Here is an 11,253-nt window from a genome sequence, read left to right on the forward strand (position 1 = left end):
GCTTCGAACGCCTCGCCTACTCGAAGATGTCGACGAGGTCGCCGACGGCGACGGCCTGGCCGTCACCCGCGGTGCTGTCGTACACCGCAAGCGAGTACATGTCGTCGGCGTAGAACTTCTCGGGCGACAGCGACGCGTTGGGCGAGCCGGCGAACGAGAAGTCGCTCAGCGACTCGGCCGCGGCGCGGAACGTGTCGTGGTTGAGCTCGGGCCCGGCCGCGTTGGCGATCACCGCGAACAGGTCGATCAACCGGCAGCCGTAGCGGATGCCGTTGAACCAGTTCTCCTCGTTCTCGGCGTAGTCGAGCGGGGGACGGATGTCGGCTTCCGGCAGGGCGGCCGCAACCACCTCGCTGCACTGCGACTGGTAGGTCGGATCGTCCCAGATGTCGGTGTCGCTCGGACCGGCTGCGGTCACGACGCCGTTCGCCACCGACTTGTCGGTGATGGTGTTGCCGAGGTTGGCGAGACCGGCCGGGTTGTTGGCCCAGATGTCGAGCTCGGTGATGAGGCCGGCAGCGGCGAGACCGCGGATGCTCGACGACGGGGTGCCGTGGATGAAGACGGCTGTGGCGCCCGAGCTCTTGATCTGCTCGGTGATGATGCCGAGCTCGTCGTCCTGTGCCGCAGTGTCGCCGTCGACGGCGAGAACGAGGTTCTGGCCGACCACTTCGACGCCACGGTCGGCGAGCTCCTGGAGTACCTGTCCCTGGCTCGCCTCGTCGGCGAGTCCGCCCATGACGAACACCTTCGCGCCGTCGAGCGCGCCGCTCTCCTCGAGCAGGTTGAGCAGGATGACGGTCGAGGCGTTGGCGGCCTGGCCGGGCATGTACCACGGCGCGACCGACTGGGCGAGCTCGTCGTCGTTCTGGTCGCCACCGATCAGGATGGTCTCGTTGAGACCGGTGATGCACGGATCAGCGGTTCCGGCCAGCGGGCCGACGAATCCACCGAGGACCGCGAAGACCTCGTTGTCCTGGGTCAGGGCGGTGCAGACACGGTCTGCGTCGCCCGGGTCGACCGGGGAGTACAGCTCGTAGACGGCTTCGACCTGACGCCCGGCGATACCGCCGGCGGCGTTGACCGAGTCGAACATCGCCTCCCATGCGGCGACCTGATCACCCCAGCCCGCGGGGCTGAGGTTGAGGTCGACCAGCTTCTGGAAGTCGAGCAGCGAGACGCCGACGGTGATGGTCGTCTCGGTGACGCCGGTGTACGACGCGGTCAGGACCTCGTCGGTGGTGTCGTCGGGCGGCGTGGTGTCGTCGGGCGGGGTGGTGTCGTCGGGCGGGGTGGTGTCGTCGCTCGGAGTGGTGTCGTCGGTGGCGGTGTCGCCGTCGCCGCTGTCGTCGCCGCACGCGGCGGCGATGAGCACGAAGCTCAACAGCAGGGCGAGGAGACGCAGCAGACTGCGTCGTCGAGAACTCATGGATTTACCCTCCAGGGTGGATGTCGTTTCGGGACTGGTTCTGGGATTTGTCCCAGGGTGGGACATTAATCTGGGTATCGTAGCGCCGATGGCCGGTCGACAACCAGCTCTTGCGTCTTCGGACGAGACACTCGTGCGGCGCGGGCGACCGCCGATCGGTGAACATCGGGTAGCCGTGCTCGAGGCCACGCGCCGGCTGCTGGCCGATGTGGGCTATGAGCAGATGACCCTCGAAGCGGTCGCCACCGAGGCGGGCCTCTATCGGCGCTATCTGTCGCGGACCTGGCGATCGAAGGCCGAGCTCGTGCGTGATGCGCTGTTCGAGGATGTCGCCGCCTTCGTCGTGCCGAATACGGGCGATCTCGTCGAAGATCTCCGCGTGACGGTTCGCCAACACGTCGAGCTGATCCTTCGGCCGGAGTTCCTCCGGGGCCTGCCTGCGCTGCAGGAGGCGTTCCGGGTCGATCCCGAACTGTGGGCCACCACCGTCGCGCGACATGTGCGACCGCCCGTCGAGGCGTTCCGGCAGGTGCTCGACTCGGCGATGGGTCGAGGTGAGATCATCGCCCACCTCCCGCCCGACGTGGTGCTCAACACGATGACCGGAGCGCTGCAGCAGCTCGCCCGGCTCGGCTCGATGGACTTCGACCAGCTCGTCGAGCACGGCGTGCAACTGGTGGCCGGCGCAATGGTCGAGTGGCCGGACGCACTATCTCTCCAACCCTGAGCGGCGGGTGGAATTGCGTTGAACGGCGCCGCAGGTTAACACTGTTAACCTCGACGTTCGAAAGGTCCCTCCATGACGCTCACCGGTCACGTCACCAACGCCGCCGCACAGTCGGACCTCGGGGGCAACATGTTCCCCGTCGATCGGGAGATCGATGTCGACCGGTGCGAGGTGATCGGCGAGATCCCCGCCGGTCTTCGCGGCTCCTTCGTGCGCAACGGACCGAACCCGATGTTCGAGCCCATCGGCAAGTACCACATGTTCGACGGTGACGGGATGCTCCACGGCGTCGATTTCGCCGATGGCGCGGCCTCGTATCGCAACCGCTGGATCCGCAGTCGAGGGCTGGGCGCCGAGATGAAGCTCGGTCGAGCCGTCTATCCCGGCCTGAGCGACGTGATGAACTTCCCCGACGCGTCGCTCACCGGTGATGCCGGACCGGTCAAGAACCCGGCCAACACTCACATCGTCCGTCACGCCGGCAAGCTGCTGGCGCTCTGGGAGCAGGGCCTGCCGACCGAGATCGCGCCCGATCTCGAGACCATCGGCGAGTGGAACTTCGGCGGCGCGCTCCAGGGGGCGATGACCGCGCACCCGCGCATCGACCCCTTCACCGGCGAGATGTTCTTCTTCGCATACAACTTCTTCCCGCCGTACCTCAGCTACTACGTGGTCGACCCGAGCGGCGCGATCGTCAAGCAGGTCGGCATCGACATGCCGGCTCCGGTGATGATGCACGACATGCTCATCACCGAGAACTACTCCGTCTTCATGGACAGCCCGATCGTGTTCGACATGGACGGCATGGCCAATGGCGAGTCGATGGTCAAGTGGAAGCGGGAGAACGGTACTCGGCTGGGCATCATCCCGAGGATGGGCGACGCCGACGACGTTCGCTGGTTCGAGGTGCCCACCTCACACGTGCAGCACTTCTGGAACGCATGGGAGAACGGCAACCGCATCGAGGTCACCGGTGTGCGCTTCGAGCAGGTCGACTTCGGGATCGAGTCGGAGAGCTCCGACAAGGGCAGCGGCGTCGAGACCAATGCCGGCTCGCCGGCCCGGTACTGGATCGACCTCGACACCGGTACTGCCGGCAGCGACTACTTCGACGACTTCAACGGCGAGTTCTGCCGGTTCAATGACGACCTCACCGGCCGCGAGACGAACTGCCTCTACATGTCGGGTTTCACCCGGCCGAATGCCGCCGCCGGCGATTTCGACACCGTCGTGAAGTACGACACCACGACCGACACGCGCACCATGTGGTACTCGGGCGACCATGGCCACATCGGCGAGGGCGTGTTCGCTCCCGACCCGAACGGCACCGCGGAGGACGACGGCTGGATCGTCAACTCGATGCATGATTCCGAGACGAATCAGAGCGAGGTCATCGTCCTCGACGCCCGTCGGATCGAGGACGGCCCGATCGCCCGGGTGCAGATCCCCCAGCGGATGCCGTTCGGCTTCCATGCCAATTGGTTCCCCTCCTGAGGAACGTGCCAACTGGTTCCCCTCTGGGGAACGTGAGCGTCAGCCCAGGAGCTGACGGGCCAGGAGCTCGTAGCTGCGGGCCCGGGCTTCGTGGTCCCACGTGATCGTGACGGCCATGAACTCGTCGGCGCCGTAGGCGTCGGCCATCGCCGTCACGTTGGTGGCCACCGTGGCGGGGTCGCCCTGGATCATCGGTTTGCGGCTCGGCTGGACCGCCAGCGGCCCGGGCGACGCGTCGCGAACCTGCTGCGGCGAAGGAATCGGGCCCTGGAGGCCACGTTGGCGCCACAGCTTCACACCGGCGGCGAGCTCCTCGGCTTCCTCGTGGGTGTCGGCGCAGATCACGCTGGCGGCGACCAGGATCTCGGGCGTGGGGTGCCGGTCAGTGGGCCGGTAGTTCGCCCGGTAGTTGGCAGCGATCGCCGCGCCGTCGGACTGGGAGATGAAGTCGGCGAAGGCGAGCGGCAGACCGAAGTGGGCGGCGTAGGCGGCGCTGTCGGGGCTCGACGCCAGCAACCACAGCTGGGGTGCGTCTCGCGGCACCGGTGTTGCCGTCACGCGGCCCTTGAAGGGATTGCCGTCGGGGAGGTCGTCGTGGAGGAAGCCGTCGAGCTCGGCGATCATGGCCGGATACTTCTCGATCGAGATCGGCTGGTGATCGGCGGCAAGGGCGACCATGGTGGCCTGGTCGGAGCCGGGAGCACGGCCGACACCGAGGTCGATCCGGTCTCCGTGCAGGCTGGCGAGCATCCGGAAGGTCTCTGCCACCTTGTAGGGCGCGTAGTGGGGCATCATCACCCCGCCGGATCCGACCCGGATCCGTTCGGTCGCCTCGGCGATGTGGGCGATCAGGATCTCGGGCACCGAACCGGCGAGGCCGCCCGTGTTGTGGTGCTCGGCCACCCAGTAGCGGTGATAGCCGAACCCTTCGCACCGGCGGGCGAGGTCGATCGAGTTGCGCAGGGCCTCGCCGGCGCTGGTCCCGGCAGGGACGGGTGACTGGTCGAGAACGGAGAGGCGCATCACCGGATCAAGAACCACCAGACCGACGCGAGAATTCCTGCGGTGCCCGTCATCGCCATCGTGACGAGCGCGCTGCGGCTGATGCCGCCGTCGTCGTCGGTCGGAATCCGATCGGTGACGTGCGCGAGCAGACGCTCGGCCCAGGCGACGTCTCGGGCGAGGATGGCCAGACCGGCGGCGACGATCGGGAGCCCCGGGCCGGGCAGCGGCATCATGGCCAGACCGGCGAGGGTGAGGATGCCGCCGACGGTGATGCGGGTGATCCGGATGGCGACATGGGCCTTGGCGCCTGCCTCGGTTCTCTCTCGGCGACCCGTCTCGTACTCGGCCGCGATGAGCGCATCGGCCAGCGTTTCGTCGTCGTGCACCCGGTATTGGTAGCAGCTGGGGTTCGGTGGGGCAGCGCGGGCCTGTGGCAGATTGAGACCATGGCGATCAAGCCCCTCTCGTCGACGGCGGTCGATCAGGTCGTCGCACGGCTCGGATTCGTCGAACGGCCGGCGGCCGACGTGGCCGGACTGCATGCCGTCTACTCGGCGTGGTGTCGCCGTGTTCCCTTCGACAACCTGCGCAAGCTCGTCGGGCTGCACTTCGCCATGCCCGAGCTCCCCGGCATCCACCCCGACGACTTCTTCGCGGCATGGCAGCTCACCGGCGCCGGTGGCACCTGTTGGGCGAGCAACAACGCGATCCATGCCCTGCTGGTCGGGCTCGGATTCGACGCGCGGCTCTTCGCCGCATCGATGTTCGACGGCGAGATCAACCACGGCACGACGATCGTGACGATCGACGGCGATCAGTGGCTGGTGGACACGGCCGTACACGGCGACGTGCCCGCTCCGCTCCGAGGCGTCTCGACGTCGGTCGAGCACGAGGGCTACGTGACGACGGTTCGTCCCGACGGTGGCAGCTGGGTGTTCGAATGCCCGACCCCCGATCCGGGGATGCGTATTCCGTGCCGGATCCACGGCACGATCGATGCCGCGTTCACTCTCGAAGCCAGCGAGAAGAGCCGCGGTTCGAGCCCGTTCAACCAGGGGATCATGGCCGGCATCAATGACGAGGCCGGTGTGTGGATGCTGAAGGAGGGCAGGTTGGTGCGATACGAGTCGAGTGCGACCACCTCGCGAGAACTGTCCGACGCCGAGGCCGACGAGTGGCTGGTCGAGGTGGCGGGGCATTCGCCCCAACTCGTGGCCGAGGTGCGCGCGATCCTCGATTTTCAGGCGGAATCCGCCGATTCGTGACATGTCCGAATGTGTCCGGACGAAACGGGCATGCTGGGCTCGTGAGAACGACGGGCACACAGGTCAGCGCAGTGGCCACGACCGGTATCTATTGCCGACCCCAGTGCAGCGCCCGCCCCGACCCGAAGAACGTCGCGCCGTTCGCCTCGCCCGTCGCTGCTGAGGCCGCCGGCTACCGGTCGTGTCTCCGCTGCCGTCCCGACCGTCATCTCCCCGGGTCGTCGACCCCGGTCGGTGTCCCGCCGGCGGTGGCAACCGCGCTGGCGTTGATCAGCGACGGCTTCCTCGACCGTTTCGACGAGGAAGCCCTCGCCGACCGCGTCGGCTACTCGACGCGGCAGCTGCGTCGACTCTTCGAGCAGCACGTGGGGGCGACTCCGGCGTTCGTCGGCCGTTCCCGTCGGGCCCACTTCGCCCGGCGACTGCTCGACGAAACCGACCTGGCGATGCCGGTCGTCGCGGCGGCATCGGGATTCGGCTCGGTCCGTCAGATGAATCGGGTGGTCGAGAGCATCTTCCGGTTCTCGCCGGGTGAGCTGCGTCGCAAGCGGCGTGGGGGCGACGTGCTGGTGGCCGACGGAGGTCTGCGGCTGCGGCTGCCCTTCGTGGAGCCGCTCGACCGGACCGCCGCGCTCGCCCATCTTCTGCCCCGGGTCACGCCCGGCGTCGAGGCCATCGAGGGATCTGTCTACCGCCGGACGCTCGAGGTCTGCGGCAACCCCGGGATCATCGAGGTCCATCTCGGCGGGAGTGACGCCCACCTGGAACTGGTGGCCCACCTCCCGACCTTCGACGCGATCATCGACGATGTCGCCCGCACCCGCTCGATGTTCGGGCTCGACGACGACGTGCGGGCGGCCGAGGACCACCTCCTCGCCGACCCCCTGCTGGCGCCGGTCGTGCGGGCACAGGCGGGACTGCGCGTGATCGGTGGTTGGGACCGCTTCGAGACGGCAGTGCGAGTGATCGTCGGTCAGCAGGTCTCCGTCGTCGGCGCCACGACCATCACCGCCCGGATCGTCGAGCGACACGGCCGGCGACTTCCCGGCGAAGCGCTCGGTCTCACCCACCTGTTCCCGACGCCCGACGCGCTCGTGGAACTCGATCCGGACGGACTCGGGATGCCGGCGTCACGCACCGCGACGATCGCGGCGCTCGCCGCCGCCGTGCTCACCGGCGATGTCGATCTGGCGGCATCGCCGGACCACCTGCGCTCGCAGCTGCTCGACGTGAAGGGCATCGGCCCGTGGACCGCCGACGTGATCGCGATGCGGGCCACCCGCGACCCCGATGCCTTTCCTTCGGGCGATCTCGGTGTCCGCCAGGCGGCAGGTCGTCTCCTCGGGCGGGACGGACCGCCGACGGCCGAGGAGGTCGCCGACCTCGCGAGGGTGTGGAGCCCCCACCGTTCACTGGCTGCCCAGCACCTCTGGGCCTCATTGCGTACCGTTGACCCCAAGGAGCGTTCCTGATGCAGATCCGTCGCCTCGACAGCCCCATCGGCTTGCTGACGCTGGTCGCGTCCTCCGCCGGCCTCACGCATGTGCTCTTCGAGGGCCAGCAACCGACCGACGTCGGTCTGCCGGCCGATCTCCCCGAAGCCGACGACGACCCCGCTCTCGAAGCAGCGGCCGCGCAACTGGCCGAGTACTTCGAGGGGCATCGGCGTGAGTTCGACATCCCGCTCGACCTGCACGGAACCGAGTTCCAGAAGGCGGCGTGGATGGCCCTTGCCGCGGTTCCCTACGGCGAGACCCGGTCCTACGGCGAGCAGGCCGACGCCATCGGACGTCCCGGTGCGTTCCGGGCCGTCGGTGCGGCCAACGGCCGCAATCCGGTCCCGGTGATCCTCCCGTGCCATCGCATCGTCGGGGCCGACGGGTCGCTCACCGGCTTCGCCGGCGGACTCGACACCAAGCGGCGGTTGCTGAACCTCGAGCAGGCCCAGCAGGGGCTTCCCGGGTTCTGAGCGAGGGATCTACGCTGCGCCCATGTCGCTGACCCTCGACCGCTACCCGGACCTCAGCTACGAGGCGGTGCCGCCGTCGACCGACGACCTCGAGGAGCTGCGGCTGCTGCGCAAGTGGGAGGTCGCCATCGGGTACCGGATTTTCGCCGGTCATCGCTGGGGTCTCCTCGGCGACGGTCACATCTCCGCTCGGGACCCGATCCTCACCGATCACTTCTGGGTGCTCGGCTACGGGACTCCCTTTCGCGACGCCACGGTCCACAACCTCACCCTCGTCGGCCCCGACGGTCGGGGAGCGGACGGGTCCGAGGTCAACACCGCCGGCTACTGCATCCACCACCCCATCCTCGAGTCACGGCCCGATCTGGCGTCGGCGGCTCACACCCACACCGGCTTCGGCACGCCCTGGTCGGCCAACGTGGAGCCCTTCCAGGCGATCAGTCAGGAGGCCTGCGCCTTCGTCTTCGACCAGTCGCTGTTCGAGGGCGAGGACCTCGAGGTGCTCACGACCGAGGTCGGCCATCGCATCGCTCGGGCGATGGGGAGCAGCAAGCTCTGCATCCTGCGCAACCACGGTCTCCTGACCGGCGGGAGGTCGCCGGCCGAAGCGGTCGGGTGGTTCGTGATGGCCGAACGGGTCGCCGAGGTCCACGTGAAGGCAACTGCGGCCAAGGCGATCTCCGACGCAGCGGCGAAGGAGGTCGCGTCGACGCTCGCGGTGCCCGACGTCGGCTGGCGGCTCTTCCAGTGGGCCGCTCGCGGCCTCGTCCCCGATCCCTCGGTCGTGCTCTGAGGCGACCTCAGTCGCCGGCGAGTGGTGCGTAGAGATCGACCGGGTTCATGTCGGGATCGTGAACGGTCGCGTAGCGCTGGCCCCAGGGCGCGTCGAACGGCGGGGTCTTGACCGTCGCTCCGGCGGCGGTCACGGCGGCGAAGAGGGCGTCGACCTCGGCCGGGGAGGCACATCCGAACGCGAGCGCGACGTTGCGACCACCCGAGGACGCTTCGTAGGTCGAGAACGACTCGATGGTCGCCACGCTGTCGAGCATCAACCGGAAACCGCCCGTCGTGGTGGCCTCCTGGTGGCCCTCGCCGAAGGCGGTGAACTCGAGACCGAGGCGGCGGTAGAACGCCACCGAGGCGTCGAGGTCGGCAGCGATGATTCCGATGGCATCGAGTTGCGGCATGGGCCGACGCTATGCGGTGAGGCTCGCCTTCATGGCCCGACGGTTCTTGCGCAGGATGCGTTCGGTGTAACCGTTGTGCTCGTCACGCCCGCCGAGCACGAGCTCGAGTGCGGCCTGGAACGGGATGCTGTGCTCCAGGTCGGTGGCCATCGGGTGGTAGTCGGCGTCGTCGGCGTTCTGCTTGTCGACGATCGCGGCCATGCGGCCCATCGTCTCGCGGACCTGCGCCTCGGTGAGCACACCGTGGTGCAGCCAGTTGGCGACGTGCTGGCTGGAGATCCGCAGCGTGGCGAGGTCCTCCATGAGGCCGACGTCCTCGATGTCGGGCACGGTCGAGCAGCCGACACCGATGCCGACCCAGCGCACGATGTAGCCGAGGATCGACTGGCTGTTGTTGTCGAGCTCGGTCTGGATCTGCTCGGCGGTGAGGTCTCGGTCGAGCAGCGGGATCGCGGTGAGTTCCTCGATCGGCCGCGGGGTTCGCGAGAGGAGCTCCTCCTGACGGGCGGCGACGTTGACGTCGAAGTAGTGCGTGGCGTGCAGGGTCGCCGCGGTGGGCGAGGGGACCCACGCGCACGTTGCCCCGGCCGACGGGTGGCCGACCTTCGTCTCGACCATCTCGGCCATCTCCGAGGGTTTCGCCCACATGCCCTTGCCGATCTGGGCGCGGTTCTGCAGACCGCAGGCGAGGCCGGTGTCGACGTTGGCGTCCTCGTAGGCCAGGAGCCAGGTCGCACCCTTCATCTCGCCCTTGGGAAGGACGGGGCCGGCCTCCATGTCGGTGTGGATCTCGTCGCCGGTGCGGTCGAGGAAGCCGGTGTTGATGAACACGACCCGGTCGGCGGCCTGCTCGATCGCTGCGGCGAGGTTGAGCGACGTGCGGCGCTCCTCGTCCATGATCCCCATCTTCATGGTGTGACGCTCGAGCCCGAGGGCGTCCTCGACGCGGCCGAACAGCTCGCAGGCCCAGGCCACCTCGTCGGGGCCGTGCATCTTCGGCTTCACGATGTAGATCGATCCGGTGCGGCTGTTGCGGAAGGCGCCGTGGCCGAGCAGGTCGTGTTTTGCGGCGAGCGCGGTGACCATCGCGTCGAGGATGGTCTCGGCGATCGGTTCGCCGTCGTGGGTGACCGCGTCGGTGGTGAGGTGATGGCCGACGTTGCGCACGAGCATGAGTGAACGGCCCTGCAGCACGAGCTCGGACCCGTCGGCGGCGGTGTAGGCGCGGTCGGCGTTGAGCCGGCGCTCGAGGGTCTGTCCGCCCTTCGGGAAGGTGGCGACGAGATCGCCCTTCATCAGGCCGAGCCAGTGGCGGTAGACGACGACCTTGTCGTCGGCGTCGACCGCGCTGACCGAGTCTTCGCAGTCCATGATCGTCGAGACGGCCGACTCGAGGTCGATGTCGGCAACACCGGCGGCGTCGTCCTTGCCGATGCGGTCGGTGCGGTCGATGCGGATGTCGGCGTGGAGGCCGTGCTTGCGCACGAGGATCGACGCCGGGTCGGCGGCGTCGCCGCTGTGGCCGACGAACTGCGTGGTGTCGGCGAGCCCCGAGCTGGTGTCGCCGAGTCCGACGACCAAGGCCCCGTCGACGACGGAGTAGCCGGTCGCGTCGGCATGGCTGCCGGCGGCGAGGGGGAAATGGGTGTCGAGGAACCTCCGGGCATGGGCGATCACCTTGGCGCCGCGGACCGGGTTGTAGCCCGTGCCTGCCTCGGCGCCGCCCTCGTCGCTGATCACATCGGTGCCGTAGAGGGCGTCGTAGAAGCTGCCCCATCGGGCGTTGGCGGCGTTGAGGGCGTAGCGGGCGTTGTCGAGCGGGACGACGAGCTGCGGTCCCGCGGTCGACGTGATCTCGGTGTCGACGTTCTCGGTGCGGATCGACACGTCGGTGGGCGCGTCGTCGAGGTAGCCGATGCTGCGCAGGAAGTCGATGTAGGCCGCATGGTCAGGGTTGTCGCGATGGTTGGTGTGCCACTCGTCGATCCGGGCCTGGAGCTCGTCGCGGCGGGCGAGAAGCGCGGCGTTGCGGGGACCGAGGTCGGTGACGATCGCCTCGAGCGCGGCCCAGAACTCGACCGCCGACACGCCGCTGCCGGGCGTCAGTTGTGTCTCCACGAAGTCGTGCAGAACCGGGGCAATCTCGAGAGAACCGATCGTGACCATGACCCGACAGG

Annotated in this window: 11 protein-coding genes; 6 read left to right on the forward strand and 5 right to left on the reverse strand. The window is 68.3% G+C overall.

Going from position 1 to position 11,253, the window contains the following annotated elements:
* Positions 1 to 16: 16 nt before the first annotated feature.
* On the reverse strand, positions 17 to 1,429 hold the full coding sequence (locus R2707_13945; protein MEZ5246198.1) for an ABC transporter substrate-binding protein: 1,413 nt from the start codon (positions 1,427 to 1,429) through the stop codon (positions 17 to 19).
* Between the two features lie 175 nt (positions 1,430 to 1,604).
* Between R2707_13945 and R2707_13950 the strand changes: the two genes are divergently transcribed.
* The gene (locus tag R2707_13950; GenBank protein ID MEZ5246199.1) at positions 1,605 to 2,156 is read left to right on the forward strand and encodes a TetR/AcrR family transcriptional regulator; all 552 of its coding nucleotides are present in this window, start codon (positions 1,605 to 1,607) and stop codon (positions 2,154 to 2,156) included.
* A gap of 72 nt (positions 2,157 to 2,228) precedes the next feature.
* A complete protein-coding gene (locus R2707_13955) occupies positions 2,229 to 3,650 on the forward strand; it encodes a carotenoid oxygenase family protein (GenBank protein ID MEZ5246200.1) in 1,422 nt (473 codons plus the stop codon).
* Positions 3,651 to 3,689: 39 nt separating this feature from the next.
* Here the strand turns inward: R2707_13955 and R2707_13960 are convergent, their stop codons facing one another.
* Together R2707_13960 and R2707_13965 are read right to left on the reverse strand one after the other, a co-directional pair.
* Positions 3,690 to 4,691, reverse strand: coding sequence for an LLM class flavin-dependent oxidoreductase (locus tag R2707_13960; protein ID MEZ5246201.1), 1,002 nt, complete (start codon positions 4,689 to 4,691; stop codon positions 3,690 to 3,692).
* Complete coding sequence (locus R2707_13965; protein ID MEZ5246202.1) at positions 4,673 to 5,041, reverse strand: PGPGW domain-containing protein; 369 nt, start codon at positions 5,039 to 5,041, stop codon at positions 4,673 to 4,675. Before R2707_13965 ends, R2707_13960 begins: the two co-directional genes overlap by 19 nt.
* Before the next feature lie 60 nt (positions 5,042 to 5,101).
* Between R2707_13965 and R2707_13970 the strand changes: the two genes are divergently transcribed.
* From R2707_13970 to R2707_13985, 4 genes are read left to right on the forward strand one after another with little or no spacing between them, the layout of a single operon-like run.
* The gene (locus R2707_13970; GenBank protein MEZ5246203.1) at positions 5,102 to 5,920 is read left to right on the forward strand and encodes an arylamine N-acetyltransferase; all 819 of its coding nucleotides are present in this window, start codon (positions 5,102 to 5,104) and stop codon (positions 5,918 to 5,920) included.
* Positions 5,921 to 5,961: 41 nt separating this feature from the next.
* Complete coding sequence (locus tag R2707_13975; protein ID MEZ5246204.1) at positions 5,962 to 7,392, forward strand: AlkA N-terminal domain-containing protein; 1,431 nt, start codon at positions 5,962 to 5,964, stop codon at positions 7,390 to 7,392.
* Entirely contained in the window at positions 7,392 to 7,889 is a 498-nt protein-coding gene (locus tag R2707_13980; protein MEZ5246205.1) for a methylated-DNA--[protein]-cysteine S-methyltransferase, read from the forward strand. Before R2707_13975 ends, R2707_13980 begins: the two co-directional genes overlap by 1 nt.
* Before the next feature lie 22 nt (positions 7,890 to 7,911).
* The gene (locus R2707_13985; GenBank protein MEZ5246206.1) at positions 7,912 to 8,682 is read left to right on the forward strand and encodes a class II aldolase/adducin family protein; all 771 of its coding nucleotides are present in this window, start codon (positions 7,912 to 7,914) and stop codon (positions 8,680 to 8,682) included.
* A gap of 7 nt (positions 8,683 to 8,689) precedes the next feature.
* Here the strand turns inward: R2707_13985 and R2707_13990 are convergent, their stop codons facing one another.
* A complete protein-coding gene (locus R2707_13990) occupies positions 8,690 to 9,076 on the reverse strand; it encodes a VOC family protein (protein ID MEZ5246207.1) in 387 nt (128 codons plus the stop codon).
* Between the two features lie 9 nt (positions 9,077 to 9,085).
* Complete coding sequence (locus R2707_13995; protein ID MEZ5246208.1) at positions 9,086 to 11,242, reverse strand: malate synthase G; 2,157 nt, start codon at positions 11,240 to 11,242, stop codon at positions 9,086 to 9,088.
* Positions 11,243 to 11,253: the final 11 nt, after the last annotated feature.

Source organism: Acidimicrobiales bacterium (genome assembly GCA_041394245.1).
Classification (GTDB): Bacteria; Actinomycetota; Acidimicrobiia; order Acidimicrobiales; family Aldehydirespiratoraceae; genus JAJRXC01.

What these genes read in the sequence shown, in the direction of transcription:
- R2707_13945 (MEZ5246198.1), bottom strand. Translation starts at nt 1,429, where the DNA reads ATGAGTTCTCGACGACGCAGTCTGCTGCGTCTCCTCGCCCTGCTGTTG.
- R2707_13955 (MEZ5246200.1), top strand. Translation starts at nt 2,229, where the DNA reads ATGACGCTCACCGGTCACGTCACCAACGCCGCCGCACAGTCGGACCTC.
- R2707_13970 (MEZ5246203.1), top strand. Translation starts at nt 5,102, where the DNA reads ATGGCGATCAAGCCCCTCTCGTCGACGGCGGTCGATCAGGTCGTCGCA.
- R2707_13980 (MEZ5246205.1), top strand. Translation starts at nt 7,392, where the DNA reads ATGCAGATCCGTCGCCTCGACAGCCCCATCGGCTTGCTGACGCTGGTC.
- R2707_13985 (MEZ5246206.1), top strand. Translation starts at nt 7,912, where the DNA reads ATGTCGCTGACCCTCGACCGCTACCCGGACCTCAGCTACGAGGCGGTG.
- R2707_13990 (MEZ5246207.1), bottom strand. Translation starts at nt 9,076, where the DNA reads ATGCCGCAACTCGATGCCATCGGAATCATCGCTGCCGACCTCGACGCC.
- R2707_13995 (MEZ5246208.1), bottom strand. Translation starts at nt 11,242, where the DNA reads ATGGTCACGATCGGTTCTCTCGAGATTGCCCCGGTTCTGCACGACTTC.